Genomic DNA, 18,761 nt, shown 5'->3' with positions numbered 1-18,761 from the left:
AAGTCCCGGCTCAGACATGAGGGCGCCCGCCCGTTTCTACGTAAGGAAAGGTAGCGACCTGCCAATCCGCCGCGAGTGACTTGGGGAGACCCGCCAAGCTGTACCGATACAGGGCCACTCAGACCTTCAAGGTCGGCTCCTCGATGAGGCTGGCGAGTTGGTCACTACGCAGCAACTGGGCTGGATCTGCCTTGCCGTCGAATAGGCGCACCCCGTCGGCAAGAAGCATGGCCTGAGGGTCGCGAGTGTCGCTCGGGTCTACCCACGCGAAGTACGGTGCGATCCGGCCGTCCCAGGTTAGAACCCGCCACGCGTTTGCGCAGTGAGTACACGCAGCGATGTGGTTGCCGACGGGCTGTGGTGCAGTGCCTACTGCGTCTGCGAGTTCGGAGTAGGACGTCCAATGACCTGTGGGAAGGGCTTCGAGGATTGCGTGCATCGGAGACCAGTCGAAGCGTCCGGCGCGGGGGCTCGGTTTCTCGCCTCGTAGCGAGGCGCGCACGTCCGCGAGGAGCCGGCCGTCCTCGAGCCGCCAGAACTTCCACCCGTTGGTGTTGCCTCCACGGACCGCCGACGCTGCGGCTGATGGTGATTCATAGAGAGCACCCGTTATGTCGAGCTGACCGGTTTCTGTGACTGTCGCGGTCGTTGTCGCCCAGTTGCCTGGCCGAGCGACCAAGACTGTTCCAGCGCTTAGAAGCCCGGCAGCCAGCAGGTGCTTGATCTCCACCCACTTCTCTGCTGCGGGAGCGCTGTCTGCGACGGCGCCTATGTGGCCCGGCGGTACCGGCCATGCTGATAGGAGGGCCTCCGCCATTATCGCGGTGCGATCATCGATGCTGGCCTCGTTCCACTCATCAACGTGCTTGACCGCACGATTGAGGAGAAATACATCGGCGCTGTCGAGCTTCGAGCGTTTCGTCGACCACGATCCATTCGACACAGTGCTGTTGAGACTCGATGTGAGCAGCGTGAGATTTCCGAGGCGGTGCACATGCTCGCCCCGATCGACCTCCGCCTCGAGCCCCTCGACAGACCAGTGCTGCTGCCAGGACTGGGGGAGAATGTGCTCAATCGGAAAACCGTTGCGGGGGACATTCGGCGACCGGTGGGTTGCACGCAGTTGGTCCTCGACGGTCTCCAGGAACATCCGAAGTCGGGCTCGCGGGTACCGACGGTAGGCCTGTTCGTCTGCTAGGTGTTGACGGATCTCTTCATCTCCGGGCCAGTAGTTCGAGGCGGCGTTGAGCGTGGTCAGGTAGTCCCGGATGTGAGCGGCCAACCCGTCGGCCGGGGATGTGCGGAACGCCTTGATGATCTCGGCGACCGTTCGGCCGAGGTTGGCAGAGGTCAGCCGGAGAATCTGCCGGCGCACGACCCACGACTCGACCATGTTGGTGACCTCATCGGCCGTTTCCGCCGGAATGGCGAGGGACGGGTCGTGGAGCCAGATCACGATGGGCTTGAGAATCTCGACGCCAGCCGCCTGCATGCGATAGAAGGCACGCTCGGGCACCGTCAGTGGGCGTGTGGGATCGCCGGCGTTGGTCTGCCAGCCCGCATAGGATTCGGCCTGCTTCTTAATGAGCTGCAGGAGCTCGCTTACCGATGAACCGGCCTCGTGGTCGACGTGATGCTTGAACCGGACGAAGGTCTGACGAGGGCTGATCTCTTCTCCGATCCGCGACTGCAGCCACTGGGTGAGGAAGAGCGAACTGCGGCTGATGAGGTATCGACCCGCGCTGACCTCGGCCTCCCAGAACGGTGTTTCGAACGGCCAGTCCTCGGCGTACGCCTTCGCGACGTCTCCTCCTTCGGCATCCAGCTTCTGGAAGACGAAGTTCTTGATGAGGTCAGCTGCAGTCAGGGGCGTACCACGCGCGTTGAGCGTCTCGAAGATCTCCTGAGAGTTCTCATCGGCCTTGAGGTCGATGACCACCAGTTGAAGGCCCTGCGCGATGACGCCAGTCAAGGCAGTAGCCCTCTGATCCATCGCGCCAAGTGTGTCGCCGTCTTCATCGAGCCATCTGGCGACTTGGTCTGAGAAAAACGCATGAGCTTTAGTAATCAGTGCGCCTGAGTGCGACAACGCTGTGTAGTCGACCGGTGGCTCAGCCTCCATCACCTCCGCGAACGCGGATCCGTCTCGATTCGTGTGGACGAGTTTTCGAGAACGACCATCTTCGCCGAAGTGTGGTCGATTATGTGTCAGGTCACCTAGCTGTTGCGCGAGTACGTCGATCCCGCGGCTCTTGAAGACTAACGCCGCAGCATCGGTCAGTACCTGGAGCGTCGTGATCCGCTGCTGCCCGTCGATGATGTTCCAGGTCGGCACCGTGCCGACGATCGGAATGCCGGCCTGCAACACCACCGCTCCGAGGAAATGACGAGCCGGCGTGTGTGGGTCCTTGATCCGCAGCTCGGCCATACGGACAACGTCGGTCCAAAGCGGTAGCCACTGGTCGGTCTCGGTCCACACGTACGGACGCTGGAACAGTGGCACGACTAAATGCTGCGGCAGGTAGAAGACTTCTTGAGGCGTCCGCACGTTGGTGTCCACGTCACAATCGTAGGTAACGAGCCGGCGCATCGTGGGAAGACGGGATTCCCGCCCGGCCTATAGCTTCTTACGCCCTTCTCTGCACCGGTTGGCGGACTCTGGCGTCAGCCGTGAATATCGCCGGGACGGCCATGCTGTGGGAGGGGGGCGACGTAGGTGTCACACCGGTGGTCCAAGTGCTCTACCTCAAACCAAGTACGACTGGAAACCGGACTGCCGAGGTGACGTTGATGCGGCTGATGGTGGATCGATGGATGCATCGCAGCAGACGGCGGATGAGGTTGCCGAGCGGCTCTTCGGGTCGCTCCTCGGCACGGTGGAGATCGTCTCGGTGTTCATCGGGGATCGGCTCGGTTGGTATCGGTCGCTGGCGGATGAGGGGCCGGCGAGTGCGGTCGAGCTGGCGGAGCGTACGGAGACACAGGTTCGGTTCGCACGGGAGTGGCTCGAGCAGCAGGCGGTGAGCGGTCTGTTGGTGGTCGAGGCCGACGGCAGCCCCGATGAGCGGCGGTTCGCGATACCGGCCAGCACGGCGGAGGTGATGACGGACTCGACGAGCCTGGCCTATCTGGCGCCCATAGCCCGGATGTTCGGGGCGGTGGGACCGGCGCTGCCGAGGCTCATGGAGGCGTACCGGAATGGTGGTGGGGTGAGCTGGGACGAGCTGGGCGATGACGCTCGGCAGTCGCAGGCGGATGCCAATCGGCCGTGGTACGAGAAACAGCTCGGGCCGGCGCTGGCCGGCGTGCCGGTCGTCCATGACGCACTGTCCGCAGAAGGCTGTCGGATCCTCGACGTGGGCTGCGGTGGGGGATGGTCGAGCATCGCCTTGGCTCGTGCCTACCCCGAGGCCACCGTGCTCGGCATCGACATCGACCAGCCGTCGGTCGACATGGCGGTGGCGAACGCCCGCGAGGCAGGGGTCGAAGATCGGGTGCGGTTCCTGTGCCAGGACGCAGCGACGATCCAGGAGGGGACGGTCGACGTGGCGTTCGCGTTCGAGTGTGTGCATGACATGCCGCGGCCGGTCGACGTCCTCAGCGCAGTCAGGAAGACGCTCGCGCCTGGGGGCTCCATGGTGGTGATGGACGAGGCCGTGGCGGACAGCTTCGCTCCGGACGGCGACGAGCTGGAGCGGATCATGTACGGCTTCAGCCTGCTGGTGTGTCTGCCGGACGGGCTCTCGTCGCCTCCGAGCGTCGGGACCGGAACGGTCATGCGGCCGTCCACCTTGAAGAGCTACGGCGAGGCGGCGGGCTTCAGCGGGTTCGAGGTGCTCCCGATCGAAGACTTCGGATTCTGGCGCTTCTACCGGCTGTCTTGACCGCATCGCCGCGGCGGCGTGATCGAGATTGCCCGACCCGCGCTCGTTCCGGCCCGGGGCGCGGATATACCGAAAATGTATGGGGATCGATTCCCGCGCGCGGTGGCATATTTGAGGACGGGCGTCTCTCGGGAGATCGGCGCTCGATCGGCACCGAGAGGAGCCCGAAATGGGTCGCAAGGGTCGTCTTTCGTCAGCGTTCGTCGCCGCAGCCCTACTGCTCGGCGGACAGCTGTGGGCAGCGGGGTCAGTGAGCTCGCACCCCGGTCAGCACGGCCCGACCGAGGGGCACCTGACCGGCAGCGGGGCGTTCGGCACCATCGACCTGTTGTCGGTCGAGCGTCTCACCACCACGCCCGAGCTCGTCGCCGACGTGGCCGTCAGCCCGGACGGGCAGTGGGCGTACCTCGCGAACTGGGGCGAGCCTGACTGTGCAGGACCAGAGGTCGGCGGCCAGACCTCGCCGGACGCAGGCGCATGGGTCGTCGACATCAGCGATCTCGAGGATCCGAAGAAGGTCGGCTTCATCCCCTCCAGCCAGGACACCCGACCGGGCGAGGGGATGCAGGTGGTCACGATCACCACTCCCAGGTTCAGTGGCGAGGTCCTCGTGATGAACAACGAGCAGTGCGGCAAGAACGGCCGCGGTGGGATCTCCCTGTATGACGTCACCAACCCGAGGAAGCCGGTAAAGCTCTCCGAGCACTTCGGCGACCGCGCCAACATCTCGCGCGGGGACGCGAACGACATCCACAGCGCGTTCGCCTGGGACACCGGAGACAAGGCCTACGTGGTCATGGTCGACAACTTCGAGACGACCGACGTCGACATCCTCGACATCACCAACCCCAAGCGCCCGCGACTCGTCCGCGAGCTCGACCTCGACTCCATGTTCCCCGGGGTCACCCAGGTCCAGCTCGGGCTCGTGCAGATCAACTTGCACGACGTCGTCGTCAAGAAGATCGACGGCCGGTGGGTGATGCTGCTGTCGTACTGGGACGGCGGGTACATCCAGCTCGACGTCGACGATCCGGCCAACCCGACCCTGATCGGTGACACGGACTTCACCAACCCCGATCCCGAGCTGCTGGAGTCGACGGGGACCGCCTTGCTGCCGGAAGGCAACGGGCACCAGGCGGAGTTCACGGCGGACAACCAGTACTTCATCGGCACCGACGAGGACTTCGCCCCCTACGGCGCCACCGACTTCGGGATCTCCAGCGGCGCGTTCGCCGGCGACTACCCGTCCGTGCCGGTGCCCGGATCCGCCCCGATCGTGGTCCTCCCCGACGAGCGTCTGAACGGACCTGTCGTCTACGGCGGCTACGGCTGTCCGGACTCGGCGCCGATCCCGTCGCCGAGCTCGATCCCCGGCTACGAGACCTCGCTCGCAGCGGGTGAGGAGAGCATCGTGGTGCTGCAGCGCGGGCCGACCGGCGACCCGAGTGCGCCGGGGGCGGCGTGCTTCCCGGGCGAGAAGGCGCACCAGGCCGTACAAGCCGGCTGGGACGCGGTGGTCTTCGTCCAGCGGCACGGCGGCACCGAGAACCCGCCGTTCTGCGGATCGGGTGCCTTCGTCGACGCGGTGGTCGGTGTCTGCACCAACCACGAGGCTTACCACAAGATGTTCAACACCGGCCCGTTCGCGCCGCCGTGGACCTATCCCGACGGACCGCCGATCGGGACCGTCGGCGAGCGCATCGATGCGACAGCTGCCTTCGACGGCTGGGGCTACGTCCACCTGTTCAGCAACACGGCGACCGACGGCAAGTTCGCCGAGCTCGACACCTACGCGATCGACGAGGCTCACGAGGAGGCGTACGCGACGGGGCACGGCGACCTGTCGGTGCACGAGGTCGCCACCCACCCGGACGATCCGGCTCGGTCGTACCTGTCGTACTACGCCGGAGGGCTCCGAGCACTCGAGATCCAGGGCACCGAGCTGGTGGAGGTCGGCGGCTACCTCGACGAGAGCGGCAACAACTTCTGGGGCGTCGAGGTGTTCGTCCGCGACGGTCGGACGATCATCCTCGGAAGCGACCGCGACAGTGGTCTGTGGATCTTCGAGGACACCGGCCAGGGTTGAGGTCAACGGCAGTGACCGCGCCGGCCCCTGAATGCAGCACAGTGGGGTCGACGCGGTCGTCGCGGTCACAGAGCTACGGGGAAGCGGTGGGCTTCACCGGGTTCGAGGTCCTGCCGATCGAGGAGTTCGGGTTCTGGCGCTCCTACCGGCTGTTCTGACCTGCGGCGTACGGTGGGTCTCCCACCAGCAGCTCGCCCGAGGCGGCGCCATGAAGATCACATCGTTCCGGGCCGTCGCCGCGGTCCTCGGGGCCCTGGCGTTCGGCGGGTGCGGCACCGAGACCCCCTCGGTGCAGAGCACGCCCACTCCGTCGGCCTCGCCGTCGGCGACGGCATCGCCGAGTCCCACCGCGTCACCGACCGCTACCGAGACCGCACCGCTGTCCTCGGAAGGCACCCCGATGCGCGGCGAGCTGTCGATCCCCAAGATCGGCGTCACCGACCTCGAGGTCGTGCCCTACCGCGGCTGGACCGACGACGCTCCCGGCACCGAGATCCAGAACGGCGGCGTGGCGGCCAGCCCGTACGGTCCTCGCGGCGGCACCGGGCCGGGCGGGATCGGCAACTACCAGGTGACCGCCCACCGGCTCTCCTCCACGCAGGCGTTCCTCAGGCTGCCGGAGCTCGAACCGGGTGACCGGGTCCGAGTGCGCACCGAGGAGGCGACGTACGTCTATCGCATCAGCAGCACCCGGGAGACGTCGTTCCGGTCGGTGGCTTCGCTGCGGGCGCAGCGGGCGCCGGTCCCGGGGAAGCCGGGCGAGGAGCCCACCCGCGCGATGATCACGCTGTCGACGTGCGCGACGCCCGAGGATCACGCGGCCGGCAACTACTGGGCCGACGAGTTCGACAACCCGGAGCACCGGATCGACAAGATCGGCGTCCTGGTCGCCATCCGCTGAGGGTCACCGACACTGGTCGATCGAGGCCGCCTGGTGGAAACCCTCCCAGAGGCGACCGCCGGCCAGGGCGAGGCATTCCTCGGCAGCCTGCTCGAGCAGGACCGTGTCGCCGGCGAGAGCCGAGGCGAGGCCGGCGTCGAGGCTGGCTGTCCAGGTGGTCTCGGCTGCAACGTCGAAGGCGATCAGCTCGCGCACCAGCCACTTCCCGCCGCCGTGCCAGCAGCCGTTGACGTCGAGGACCAGCTCGGCCGTACGCCGCCACGTCTCGACAGCGATCGCGGTGCGCTCCGGCCCCGCGCCGGCGCCTTGCAGGTCGTCGACGAGATCGCTCAGCGCATACCTGGCGCTCGCCAGCGCCGAGGCCGGCAGGGGAGTGGGGCCGGCCTGGAGGACGTCGTCGCAGTAGCGACGTACCTCCGTTCCGCCGTCACCTGGAAGAAGGGGGACGCCTCGAGCGACGAGCCGCGCCATCGTGGGCTTGCGGTCGGTCAGATCCCGCCCGACGAAGTGGCGGATGCTCGCCTCGGTGTGCACGAAGAGCTCGACCGGCCAGCCCAGATGACGCAGCGACTCGCGGTGGGCCGTCGCGGTCGGGTCGAGCACGGTGACGTCGAGATCTGACATGGGCGTCGCGCCGCCGAGGACCACCGACCCGCCGAGCCACGCCTGCTCCGCACGCGGGAAGCGGGCGAGGACCAGGTCTTGCGCGGCCGCGACCGGGTCCGGGCGGTTCGGAGAATCCATGCGTAGAGCGTGCCGGTTCGATGGGCGCAGAGTCATCCGGTTATCACCCGGAATGTGACGCCGAACACAGCCGAGAACCGTTGATCTAGAGCATTCGCTCTATTTAGAGTCTCCGCATGTCCCGACAGCGGCTTCACACGCTCGACGACCTCCTCGACGTCGCCGAGCAGATCGTGACCAGCGGTGACCCCTCCGGTCTGACGCTGCGCTCGCTGGCCGCTGCGGCGGGGGCGTCGAACGGGACGATCTATCACGCGTTCGGCTCGAAGGACGTGCTCCTCGCGCGGCTGTGGCTGCGGTCCTGGTGCCGGCTGGGCGACCTGATGGCGGAGGCGATGGCCGAGGGCGCCACCGGCGCGGATGCGGTCGTGGCGGTTGCGTTGAGCCCCGTCGAGTTCGTACGCCGCTTCCCGGCCAGCGCCCGATTGTTCTTCGTCCAACGCCGCGACCAGCTCTTCTCCGCCGACCTTCCGCCCGAGATCGAGACCGAGCTGAGCTCCGTGCAGGAGAAGTTCGTCGAGGTGCTGATCGCGCTGGCGCGCGGGGTGTGGGACCGCGGCGACCGGATCGCGGTCGAGGCGATCGCGGTCTGTGTCGTCGACCTGCCCGGCGGCATCCTGCGCCGCTGCCTCCTCGAGGACCGCGAGGCCGACGCGGCGACCGCCGCCCGCCTGGAGGCCGCCGTCCGCGCCATCCTCGCCGTCCCGCTCGAACCGCGTCCGGCCAAGGCATCACCCGCAGATCCGTCCACACCGAGGAGCAACCCGTGACCCGAGACCAGTCGATCCTGGCGCAGCCGCTCGAGCTGCCGAACGGGTTCGTGATCCCGAACCGGCTCGCCAAGGCCGCCCTCAGCGAGGGCCTCGGGCGTCGCGACTTCACGCCCGGAAGCCGGATCAAGAACCTCTACCGGCGCTGGGCCGACAGCGGCGTCGGGCTCTCGATCACCGGCAACGTGATGGTCGACCGCACCGCGATCGGCGAGCCGGGCAACGTCGTTGTCGAGGACGACCGCCACGCCGACGACCTCGCCGAGTGGGCGCAGATCGCGAAGTCGGGCGGCTCCAAGGTGTGGGTGCAGATCAACCACCCGGGCCGGCAGACGCCGCGTACGCTCACCGCCCATCCGGTGGCACCCTCGGCCGTCGCCGTGCCCGGCACGGGCGGGCTCTTCGCGGAGCCCCGCGCGCTGACCGAAGCCGAGATCGAGGACCTGATCCGCCGCTTCGCCACCACCGCGAGGGTCGTGACCGGGGCGGGCTTCGACGGCGTACAGATCCACGGCGCGCACGGCTATCTGATCAGCCAGTTCCTCTCGCCGCTGTCCAACCAGCGCACCGACGCCTGGGGTGGCACGCCGGAGAAGCGCCGCCGCTTCGTGCTCGAGGTGCTCCGTGCGATCCGCGCCGAGGTCGGAGCAGACACCCCGGTCGCGATCAAGCTCAACTCCGCCGACTTCCAGAAGGGCGGCTTCGGTGAGGAGGAGTCCCTGGAAGTCGTCCACGCGCTCGCCGAGGAGGGCCTGGATCTGCTGGAGATCTCCGGCGGCACCTACACCTCGGCCGCCATGCTCGGCGTGGACCCGTCGCTGAAGGCGAGCACCCGGCGCCGGGACGCGTACTTCCTCGCGTACGCCGAACGAGTCCGTGCCGAGCTCCCGAGGCTGCCGCTGATGCTGACCGGCGGGTTCCGTACGGCCGCCGGGATGGTCGACGCGGTCGAGTCCGGTGCCGTGGACCTCGTCGGCCTGGGAAGGCCGCTCACCGTGCAGCCCGACTTCCCGGCCCAGCTCCTCGCCGGCCGCGCCGACGAGAGCGTCGTCAACCCCCGCCGCAGCGGGATCCGGATGCTCGACAGCCTCACCGAGCTGACCTACTACAGCGTCCAGATGTGGCGGATGGCCAAGGGCAAGGAGCCGGCACCCGACCGGCACGCCGCCCTCAACGTGACTCAGTACCTCCTCAACAACGGCCTCGAGAGCCTGCGCTCCCCGCGCGGCTGAACCCCGGAAGGAACGACAATGACGACGACCCTGACCCAGACGGACGGCGTGTACGTCCTCGACATCGGCGACACCGAGAACCGGTTCAGCCCCGACTGGATGACGTCGGTGAACGACGCCCTCGACAAGGTCGTGGCCACGCCCGCGCCGCTGGTGCTGACGGCGACGGGCAAGTTCTACTCCAACGGCCTCGACCTGGACTGGCTCGGGCAGAACGCCGACCAGTTCGAGCCGTACGTCGCCCGGGTGCAGGCCCTCCTCGCCCGCCTCCTGGTCCTCCCGGTGCCGACGGTGACCGCGATCAACGGGCACGCCTTCGGCGCCGGCGCGATGCTCGCGATGACCCTCGACTGGCGGATCATGCGCGAGGACCGCGGCTTCTTCTGCTTCCCCGAGGTCGACATCCAGATCCCGTTCACCCCCGGCATGGCCGCCCTGATCCAGGCCAAGCTCACCCCGCGAGCGGCGACCGACTCGATGACCACCGGCCGCCGCTTCCCCGGCCCCGACGCGCTTGCCGCGGGCATCGTCGACGGCACCGCACCCGAGGCCGACCTCCTCGAGCAGGCGATCGCCCGTGTCGCCCTGCTCGCGGGCAAGCCGGCCGACACGCTCGGCAAGATCAAGTCGACGATGTACGCCACGGCGGTCGCCGCGCTCACGACCGAGGAAGCCTGATGACGGTCCCCGGTACGCGTCCGGACGGATTTCCCCCGACGCGTGCCGTGAGCCGACCCGAGCTGCTCGCGCCGGGTTCGCCCGCTCTCCGGGTTCTCGCGGAGCCGCTCACCGCGCTCTACGGTCTGCCCGGGTTCCTGCTGCCCCTCATGCATCCCGCGACCGCTGCGGCGACGCTGAAGCGCGACCGAGTCTTCGCCGATCCCGACGCCGACATCCTCGACTTCGCCCGAAGGCTCCGCGACACGATCGAGATGATCGCCGGCGTCGCGCACGGCGGCGAGGAGGCCGACCACATCGCCTACGCCATGCGGGAGCTGCACCGGCCGATGCGCGGCGAGGACACTCGCGGGGCCACGTACCACGCCTGGACCCGCGACATCTGGACGTGGAACTGGGCCGCGATCACGGCCGGCTTCATGCGCGGCTACGAGATGCTGCGCGGCTGGCCCGACCGGGAGTTCCGTGACGACGCCTATCTCGGGCTCATCGAGGTCGGCCGGAGGTTCGGCGTGCTCGGGATGCCCGCGACGTACGACGAGTTCCTGGAGGTCTGGCCGGCGGAGCGTGACCGCGTGGCCGACCCTCGTAACGAGGGGGTTCGGACGCTGGTCGGGCTGATCCACGCCGCCGGTCTACCGGCGCCCCGGGGGCTGCGACCGATGCCGCGGCCGCTGTGGGCGCTGGTCACCGCGCCCATTCGGCACTTCCTCAGGGTCGCCATCATGGTCGGGCTGCTGCCCGAGGAGCGGGAGATGATCGGCTTCCCGGAACGCGCCGTGGATCGTGTCAGCCTGCGCATCCATGTGCTCTTCTGGCGGTTCCTTCTCCCGCGGAAGATCTCCTACGGTGTCGGGCGCGCGTGGATGTCGGCGCGCGCCCGGTGGTCGACGCCGGTGTGGCGTACGCACTTCTCGGCCGAGGCACTCGCCGCGAGAGCGGAGTCCGCATGACCACGGTGACCACCAGTGACGGGTTCGAGCTCGCGGTCTACACCGCGGGCGAGGATGCCACCAAGCCGACCGTCGTTCTCGTACACGGTTTTCCCGACGACCACACCGCCTGGGACGGGATCGTCGAGCGTCTCGCCGAGGACCACCGTGTGGTCACCTACGACACCCGCGGCACCGGCGCTTCCGGCAGGCCGCGCAGGATCGCCGACTATCGGCTCGACCAGCTGGCCGCAGACCTTCGCGCCGTTCTGGACCATGCTGATACCGGCGCCGGGGTGCACCTGGTCGGCCACGACTGGGGATCGGTGCAGGCTTGGCACCTGGTCACGGGCCCACAGCGCGACGGCATCCTCAGCTTCACCTCCATCTCCGGCCCGTGCGTCGACCACATCCCTGGGTGGGTTCTCCGCAAGGCGCGGGCGCGGCGGTTCCGCGACATCGCCGCGATGTGGAAGTCACCGCTCTACATGGGCTTCTTCTCGATTCCCCTCCTGGCCCCGGCGCTGGCGCGCCTCGGCCTGATCGACCCGGTCATCAGGCTGTCACTGAAGGTCTTCGAGCGACCTGAGCCGCTCGAACCGCGACCTCACGGACCCAGCGCTCGCCGCAACGCCGAGTCGATCCGGATCTACGCCGCGAACGTGCTCCCGCGCCTGCTCAGGCCGGTTCGCGGTGGCACCGACGTACCCGTCCAAGTGCTGACTCCCCGGCGCGACATCTTCATCCCGCCGATCACCCAGTCCGATCCGCACCCGGACATCGCGACGATCGACATCCGTGAGGTGCCAGGTGGGCACTGGGCACCGACGTTCCGCCCCGGCGCGGTCGGCGACCTCGTGGCGGGTTGGATCGCGCGACACGGCTAGGAGCCTGTGAGATGGCGGCAGCTGCGTGCGCCGCCGTCGAAGGAGCGCGTTACCTCGAACTTACGAGCTGACGCGCACTCCGTATTCCAGGGGTAACCAGCCCGAAACGCCCGGGCCGAAGGCTTGATGCCATGACCAAGCCCCTCCGCGATGCGCACCGCCACATCGGCCGGCTGCCGGCGTACCCCTTCTACGGGGGGCCGGCGATCACCGCCGACGTCACCGCGCGCGGCACCGTGAAGGAGCTGGTCGCCGACCTCGACGCCGATCGGATCGAGCGGGCGCTGGTGCTGCCGAACTACGGCGTGCCGGACCCGGACGCGGCCTTCGACCTCAATGCCCTGGCGATCGAGGCGGCCCAGAGCGACGACCGGATCCGGTGCGGCCTGTGGGTCTCGCCCAAGGCATCCGACTCCGCCCGCAACGACGCGGCCCTCGCCCTCGCCGGCGAGGAGGGCGTGGCCGCGCTCAAGACGAGCTTCCTGCTCGGCGGACATCCCACCGACCCGGAGTGCCTCGAGCAGCTCGACAAGGTCTTCGCCACCGCCCGTGCGCACGATCTGACCGTGCACGTGCACACCTCGCCCGGCGCCGCCTCCGACGTCGACCAGATCGGCACGCTCGTGGAGCGCTACGCCCGGGACGTACGTCTCCATCTCGTGCATCTCGGCGGCGGGATGAGCGGCCACATGAAGCTCATCGGCGGCCGGCTCTTCGACTGGATCGAGGCCGGGATGCAGGTCTACACCGACACCAGCTGGGCGATCGGCTTCGCGCCGGCCTGGCTGGTCCAGGAGATCGAGCGCCGCGGCGTCGGTCACGACCGCATCCTCTTCGCCACCGACGCCCCGTGGGGCGACTTCGCCGGCGAGCACGCCCGCCTCTCCGCCGCGGCCGGCGACGGCGAGCTCGCCGACGCCTTCTTCCACCACAACTTCTCAGCCCTCTACGGCTGAGACCGGCAGCTCCACTGCCGGCCACTCGTCAAGGACGACGAGTCCGCTCCCATCCCGCACCGCTCATCCTCTCTGGAGACCCTCGTGACCACTGACACCGCTGACATCGACGCCCAGATCGCCGAGAACATGGCCAAGTCGCTCGGCGAGATCCCGCACCCCTCGTCGCAGCCGGGCACCAACATCTACGGCTCGACCAAGATCTTCCCCGACTACCAGGCCGAGGAGGGGGAGACCTACTTCACCCTCGTCCACGGCATCCCGCATGAGTCCTCGGTCAGCTTCGTCGCCGTCCTGCAGGCGACGCGCGCGCTGCGCAAGGGCTTCGAGTCGGCCATCTACTTCTACGGCCCGGGCACGCTCGCCTGCATGGCCTCGCGCGGCTTCCCGACGATGGGCGACGCCGGGTTCCCCGGAGAGCTCAACACCAACGGCGCGATCGAGACCTTCATCAAGGAGGGCGGCACCGTCTTCTGCTGCCGCTTCGGGATGGGACTCCACGGCCTGCGCGAGGAGGACCTGATCGAGGGCGTCGTGCCCTCGCACCCGCTCGACGTGCAGGACGCGCTGATCCACTACGCCCGCAAGGGCGCCATCATCAACTCGACCTACAACCTCTGAGGGACCGGCCATGACCTCGCCGATCTCGTCCAGCACCCGCGTCGACGTCGCCATCCAGGGGATCCGCCTGCTCGACGCCCCCGTCGCCCGCCGCTCGGGCGCGGGACCGAGCGACGACGGCCACGTCCTCCTGGACGGGGTCGGCGCGGCCATCCCGCTCAACCCCCGCAGCCCCTATTCCGTACGCGGCGGCAAGCTGCTCCTCGACGGAGCCGACACCGGTCTCGGCGTCGAGGCCGTCTCCCGGCCCCGCTTCTACGACCTGGTCACCGCCGACGGCGTCGGCTACGACAAGATCGCCCGCCTGCACTCGGCCAACGTGCTCGCCACGACCGTCGTGCAGACCTGCGCGCGCTACGCGGAGGAGGAACGCTGCCGGTTCTGCGCGATCGAGGAGTCGCTGCGCCAGGGCTCCACGATCGCCGTCAAGCAGCCCGCCCAGCTCGCCGAGGTCGCCAAGGCGGCCGTCGAGCTCGACGGGGTCACCCAGATGGTGATGACCACCGGCACCTCCCGCGGTCGTGACCGCGGGGCGACCCATCTGGCCCGCTGCGTACGCGCGGTGCACGAGGCGGTCCCCGAGCTGCCCATCCAGGTGCAGTGCGAGCCGCCGGGGGATCTCGCCTCGATCCAGGAGCTGTACGACGCCGGTGCCCGCTCGATCGGCATCCATGTCGAGTCCCTCGACGACGCTGCCCGGCTGCGCTGGATGCCGGGCAAGGGTTCGGTGCCCATGAGTGAATATCGCGCAGCGTGGGCGGAGGCGGTCCGCGTCTTCGGCTGGAACCAGGTCTCGACCTACCTCCTGGTCGGTCTCGGCGAGGATCCCGATGAGCTGGTCGCCGGCTGCGAGGAGCTCATCGCGATGGGCGTCTACCCGTTCGTGGTGCCCTACCGCCCGCTGGACGGCACCCTCGCCAAGGACGTCGATGCCGTCCCTGCCCCGCCGCACGCCGACGTCTACCGGGTCACCTCCCGGGTCGCCGCACTGCTGCGCCGGGCCGGGATGGCCGGCGCCGACCAGGCTGCCGGCTGTGCGTCGTGCGGCGCCTGCTCCGCCCTCGGCGCCTGCGGGGAGGAGTCGGCATGACCGAGCTCCTCGACGACGTCATCCTGGCCGGCGGGACGCGCCGGGCGCCGAGCCTGGAGGGCTACCGCGTGATCCGTGCCGAGACCGCGGCCGATCTGGAGGCCTATCTCCGCGTGCGCCGCGAGGTCTTCGTCACCGAGCAGGGCCTCTTCGCGGGCTCCGACCTCGACGACGTCGACGACGACCCACGCCGGATCGTCCTGCTCGCCCGAGCGGACGACGGCGAGGTCCTGGGCGGCGTACGCCTCCATCCGGCGCAGCCGGACGCACCTGACGTCGGCTGGTGGCGCGGCAGCCGGCTCGCGGTCAAGGCCGACGCCCGGCAGCTCCTCGGTGTCGGCGCGGCGCTCGTCCGGGCGGCCTGCGCCGCGGCAGAGCAGGCCGGTGCCCTCCGTTTCGACGCCACGGTCCAGGCGCGCAACGAGGGACTGTTCCGACGGCTCGGCTGGGTCCCGCGCGAACGGATCCACCTCCACGACATGACCCATGTGGTCATGGAGTGGCCGGTGGAACGCATCAAGCAGCTGTCCGAGGCCACCAAGTCGCCCCTCGGCGACCTGATCGGTGCCCTCGTCGGGCGGTCGACCCCCGGGTTCCGGGGCGACGACGGCGCCCCTGTTCCCGGCAGCGACCTGGTCGCCGCCTGCGACGCGATCCTGCCCTCGATGGTGGAGCGCGACCCCGAGTGGGCCGGCTGGTGCGCAGTCCTCGTCAACGTCAACGACCTCTCCGCGATGGGCGCGGAGCCGGTCGGACTGCTCGACGCCATCGGCGCCCGGGACGCCTCCTTCGCCCGCCGGATCGTGCGCGGGCTGGCCGAGGCGGCGCAGGCGTGGGGCGTACCGGTCCTCGGTGGGCACACCCAGCTCGGCGTCCCCGCGGCGCTCTCGGTCACCGCGCTCGGGCGCGCGGAACGCCCGGTTCCGGGGGGCGGGGGAGCACCCGGCGACCGGCTGCGCCTGAGCGCGGACCTGGGCGGGGGCTGGCGCCCCGGATACCAGGGCCGGCAGTGGGACTCGTCCTCGCACCGCACCTCGGTAGAGCTGCGGGCGCTGTCCGGCGTCGTGCCCGCGCTGGCGCCGACGGCGGCCAAGGACGTCAGCATGGCCGGCCTGGTCGGTACCGCCGGCATGCTGGCCGAGGCCAGCGGATGCCGCGCGATCATCGACGTCGCCGCCGTCCCGACCCCAGCGGGGGCCTCGACCGCGGACTGGTTCACCTGCTTCCCGGGCTTCGCGATGCTCACCGCGGAGGAACCCGGCCGAGAGACGTCACCGCCCGGTCTGCCGGGATTCGTCTCCTCCGCCGTCTGCGGCGAGCTCGTCGCCGGTACCGGCGTCGGCCTGCGCTGGCCGGACGGGACCGTCACCGACGCCATCGACCACACCGTCACCGGACTAGGACCTGCGACATGACCACCACCGACACGCACCGCGGCAGCGCCGTCGCCGCCGTCTGCGCCGGCTTCGGCCGAGACGTGGACGAGAATCTTGCCCAGATCGGCAGCCTCATCGACGACGCCCGGCTGGCCGGCGTCGGCCTGCTCGCCCTCCCCGAGGCCTGTCTCGGCGGATACCTCTCCGTGCTCGGGGCCGGCCGCGACGGCAACCACGACGAGGCGCCGGAGGATCTCCCGCCTGTGATGGACATCGACGGCCCGGAGCTCGCGCGGGTCGCGGCGATGGCCGGCGACATGACCGTGGTCGTCGGCCTGTGCGAGTCCGATGGCGGCAACCGCTACAACACCGCCGCCGTCGTCACCGGCGACGGCGTGCTGGGTGCCCACCGCAAGGTGCACCAGCCGCTGGGAGAGAACCTCTACTACGCGGCCGGGGACGGGTTCGGGTGCGTGGACACTCCGGCCGGGCGGATCGGCACCCTGATCTGCTACGACAAGGCGTTCCCCGAAGGCGCTCGGGCCTTGGCCGTCGACGGCGCCGAGGTCATCGCCTGCATCTCCGCCTGGCCGGCCTCGCGCACCGCCACCAGCGCCTCGATCGAGGACGACCGGTGGACGAAGCGGTTCAACCTCTTCGACGCCGCCCGGGCACTCGAGAACCAGGTCGTCTGGCTCGCCTCCAACCAGCACGGCACCTTCGGCAAGCTCCGCTTCGTCGCCAACGCGAAGGTGGTCGGTCCCGGAGGCGACGTCCTGGCAACCACCGGCGTCGACGCCGGCATGGCCGTGGCCGAGCTCGACGTGCCCAGCGCCCTGGCGACGGCGCGACGGGCGATGTTCCACCTCCGCGACCGCCGGCCCGAGGCGTACCCCTCGGCGCTGGCGACCGCCGAGCCGTTCTCCCAGGTGGGTGAAGGGCATGCCTGAGATGACCTTTACCGTGCGCTGGCCCGACGGAAGCGTCGAGGACTGCTACTCGCCCTCGCTGGTGGTGCACGACCACCTGGAGGTCGGCGGGACGTACGCCGTCGACGACTTCCTCGACCGCAGCCTGACCGCTCTGGCCACCGCCTCCGAGCGGGTCCGGGCGAAGTTCGGCTTCGCCTGCACCAGCGCGATGGCGACCTCCGACCAGCTGCGGGCCTCGGCCGCGGCGTACGCACCGGGCCAGCTCGTCACCGTCCTCGCCATGCACCCGCCTCTGCCCGTCAGCCCGAGCCCACAGGAGTCCCGATGATCACCCACAAGACGACCGTCGCGATCGTCGGCGGCGGGCAGGCGGGCCTGGCCGCCAGCTGGTTCCTCGTCCGCGACGGCGTCGACCACGTCGTCCTCGAGGCCGGCACCGCCGGCCACGAGTGGGCCGAGACCCGCTGGGACAACTTCACCCTGGTGACCCCCAACTGGCACTGCCGCCTGCCCGGCTACGAGTACGCCGGGCCCGACCCGGACGGCTTCATGACCCGCGACGAGGTGGTGAGGTGGCTCGCCGGCTACGCGCCGACCTTCGGCCCGCCGCTGCGTGAGCACACCCGGGTGACGTCGCTGACCCAGCGCGCCGAGGGCGGGTTCCTGGTAGAGGCCGAGGGCACCGACGGCGCCGAGGCCTGGGAGGTCGAGCAGGTCGTGGTCGCGACCGGGGGCTACCACGTACCGGTCGTGCCGGCCTGGGCGCCCGCGCTCGACCCCGCCGTCGACCAGCTGCACTCGGCCGACTACAAGAGCGCCGCACGGCTTCGCCCCGGCGGTGTGCTGGTGGTCGGCTCGGGGCAGTCCGGCGCGCAGATCGCCGAGGACCTGCACCTGGAGGGACGTCAGGTGCACCTCGCGATCGGCGACGCTCCCCGGGTCGCCCGGTTCCACCGCGGGCGTGACTGCATGACCTGGCTCGCCGAGATGGGGCTCTACGACACCCCGGTCGCCAGCTACCCGGGCGGGCCAGCCGCTCGGGAGAAGACCAACCACTACGTCACCGGCCGCGACGGCGGGCGCGACATCGACCTGCGCCAGTTCGCCGCCGAGGGCATGCGGCTCTACGGGCGGCTCGAGTCCGGGGCGGGCACCCATCTCGCGATCGCGCCGACGCTGCGCGACGCCCTCGACTCCGCCGACGACGTCTATCGCTCGATCTGCCGCGACATCGACACCTACATCGATACGCACGGTCTCGACGTCGCACCCGCTGAGGCGTACCGGCCGGTCTGGGAGCCCGAGGCCGACCCGACCCGCCTCGACCTCGCCGAGGCAGGCATCACGACGGTGATCTGGGCGATCGGCTACCGGCCCGACTACCGCTGGGTCCGCGCCGGCGTCTTCGACGGGAGCGGGCGGCCGACCCACACCCGGGGCGTGACCGGCGTCGCCGGGCTCTACTTCCTCGGGCTGCCCTGGCTGCACACCTGGGGATCCGGGCGCTTCCTCGGCGTCGCCGCGGACGCGGAGCACGTCACCGGCGTCATCACCGGTCGAGCCGGCGAGACCGGCCCGACCACCGAGCGCGCCGCCGACCTGGCGCGCCGCCGCTCCCCGGGGCCACTGGACGCTTCGGCGGCGGTGGCCTGAGGATTCCCCGGCCGGAACG

Annotated in this window: 17 protein-coding genes; 15 read left to right on the top strand and 2 right to left on the bottom strand. The window is 69.7% G+C overall.

What is annotated here, in order from left to right; genetic code table 11:
* Window positions 1-118: 118 nt before the first annotated feature.
* The gene (locus OG984_RS07885) at window positions 119-2,560 is read right to left on the bottom strand and encodes a GmrSD restriction endonuclease domain-containing protein (RefSeq protein ID WP_328531035.1); all 2,442 of its coding nucleotides are present in this window, start codon (window positions 2,558-2,560) and stop codon (window positions 119-121) included.
* A 250-nt stretch (window positions 2,561-2,810) separates the two neighbouring features.
* On the opposite strand from OG984_RS07885, the gene OG984_RS07880 reads away from it, so the two are divergent.
* The 3 genes from OG984_RS07880 (at window position 2,811) to OG984_RS07870 (ending at window position 6,871) form a co-directional block, all read left to right on the top strand.
* The gene (locus tag OG984_RS07880) at window positions 2,811-3,884 is read left to right on the top strand and encodes a class I SAM-dependent methyltransferase (RefSeq protein ID WP_328531034.1); all 1,074 of its coding nucleotides are present in this window, start codon (window positions 2,811-2,813) and stop codon (window positions 3,882-3,884) included.
* 169 nt (window positions 3,885-4,053) lie between these two features.
* Entirely contained in the window at window positions 4,054-5,970 is a 1,917-nt protein-coding gene (locus OG984_RS07875) for an LVIVD repeat-containing protein (RefSeq protein ID WP_328531033.1), read from the top strand.
* A gap of 208 nt (window positions 5,971-6,178) precedes the next feature.
* Complete coding sequence (locus tag OG984_RS07870) at window positions 6,179-6,871, top strand: class E sortase (protein ID WP_328531032.1); 693 nt, start codon at window positions 6,179-6,181, stop codon at window positions 6,869-6,871.
* Between the two features lie 3 nt (window positions 6,872-6,874).
* Here the strand turns inward: OG984_RS07870 and OG984_RS07865 are convergent, their stop codons facing one another.
* The gene (locus OG984_RS07865; RefSeq protein WP_328531031.1) at window positions 6,875-7,615 is read right to left on the bottom strand and encodes a nucleotidyltransferase domain-containing protein; all 741 of its coding nucleotides are present in this window, start codon (window positions 7,613-7,615) and stop codon (window positions 6,875-6,877) included.
* Window positions 7,616-7,731: 116 nt separating this feature from the next.
* Between OG984_RS07865 and OG984_RS07860 the strand changes: the two genes are divergently transcribed.
* The 12 genes from OG984_RS07860 (at window position 7,732) to OG984_RS07805 (ending at window position 18,742) form a co-directional block, all read left to right on the top strand.
* Entirely contained in the window at window positions 7,732-8,385 is a 654-nt protein-coding gene (locus tag OG984_RS07860) for a TetR/AcrR family transcriptional regulator (RefSeq protein WP_328531030.1), read from the top strand.
* The gene (locus OG984_RS07855; RefSeq protein WP_328531029.1) at window positions 8,382-9,617 is read left to right on the top strand and encodes an NADH:flavin oxidoreductase/NADH oxidase family protein; all 1,236 of its coding nucleotides are present in this window, start codon (window positions 8,382-8,384) and stop codon (window positions 9,615-9,617) included. Before OG984_RS07860 ends, OG984_RS07855 begins: the two co-directional genes overlap by 4 nt.
* A gap of 18 nt (window positions 9,618-9,635) precedes the next feature.
* Window positions 9,636-10,295: an enoyl-CoA hydratase-related protein gene (locus OG984_RS07850; RefSeq protein WP_328531028.1), complete on the top strand. Its 660-nt coding sequence runs from the start codon at window positions 9,636-9,638 to the stop codon at window positions 10,293-10,295.
* Window positions 10,295-11,248 carry an oxygenase MpaB family protein gene (locus OG984_RS07845; RefSeq protein WP_328531027.1) on the top strand — a complete coding sequence of 318 codons (954 nt, stop codon included), beginning with the start codon at window positions 10,295-10,297 and terminating at the stop codon, window positions 11,246-11,248. The genes OG984_RS07850 and OG984_RS07845 overlap by 1 nt, the downstream gene beginning before the upstream one ends.
* Complete coding sequence (locus OG984_RS07840; RefSeq protein ID WP_328531026.1) at window positions 11,245-12,114, top strand: alpha/beta fold hydrolase; 870 nt, start codon at window positions 11,245-11,247, stop codon at window positions 12,112-12,114. The genes OG984_RS07845 and OG984_RS07840 overlap by 4 nt, the downstream gene beginning before the upstream one ends.
* Window positions 12,115-12,245: 131 nt before the next feature.
* On the top strand, window positions 12,246-13,070 hold the full coding sequence (locus tag OG984_RS07835; protein ID WP_328531025.1) for an amidohydrolase family protein: 825 nt from the start codon (window positions 12,246-12,248) through the stop codon (window positions 13,068-13,070).
* Between the two features lie 84 nt (window positions 13,071-13,154).
* Window positions 13,155-13,691, top strand: coding sequence for an MSMEG_0572/Sll0783 family nitrogen starvation response protein (locus OG984_RS07830; protein WP_008361338.1), 537 nt, complete (start codon window positions 13,155-13,157; stop codon window positions 13,689-13,691).
* 10 nt (window positions 13,692-13,701) lie between these two features.
* Window positions 13,702-14,781 (top strand): MSMEG_0568 family radical SAM protein, encoded by a 1,080-nt coding sequence (locus OG984_RS07825; protein ID WP_328531024.1) that lies wholly within the window; start codon window positions 13,702-13,704, stop codon window positions 14,779-14,781.
* Window positions 14,778-16,196, top strand: coding sequence for an MSMEG_0567/sll0787 family protein (locus OG984_RS07820; protein ID WP_328531023.1), 1,419 nt, complete (start codon window positions 14,778-14,780; stop codon window positions 16,194-16,196). The genes OG984_RS07825 and OG984_RS07820 overlap by 4 nt, the downstream gene beginning before the upstream one ends.
* Complete coding sequence (locus tag OG984_RS07815) at window positions 16,193-17,107, top strand: carbon-nitrogen hydrolase family protein (RefSeq protein ID WP_328531022.1); 915 nt, start codon at window positions 16,193-16,195, stop codon at window positions 17,105-17,107. Before OG984_RS07820 ends, OG984_RS07815 begins: the two co-directional genes overlap by 4 nt.
* A complete protein-coding gene (locus tag OG984_RS07810; protein ID WP_328531021.1) occupies window positions 17,100-17,417 on the top strand; it encodes an MSMEG_0570 family nitrogen starvation response protein in 318 nt (105 codons plus the stop codon). The genes OG984_RS07815 and OG984_RS07810 overlap by 8 nt, the downstream gene beginning before the upstream one ends.
* The gene (locus tag OG984_RS07805) at window positions 17,414-18,742 is read left to right on the top strand and encodes an MSMEG_0569 family flavin-dependent oxidoreductase (protein ID WP_328531020.1); all 1,329 of its coding nucleotides are present in this window, start codon (window positions 17,414-17,416) and stop codon (window positions 18,740-18,742) included. The genes OG984_RS07810 and OG984_RS07805 overlap by 4 nt, the downstream gene beginning before the upstream one ends.
* The last annotated feature ends 19 nt before the right edge of the window (window positions 18,743-18,761 follow it).

The organism is Nocardioides sp. NBC_00368 (genome assembly GCF_036090055.1).
Taxonomy (GTDB): domain Bacteria; phylum Actinomycetota; class Actinomycetes; order Propionibacteriales; family Nocardioidaceae; genus Nocardioides.
The sequence above is the reverse complement of the archived record's forward strand: the minus strand, read 5'-3'. Positions and strand labels throughout refer to the sequence as shown.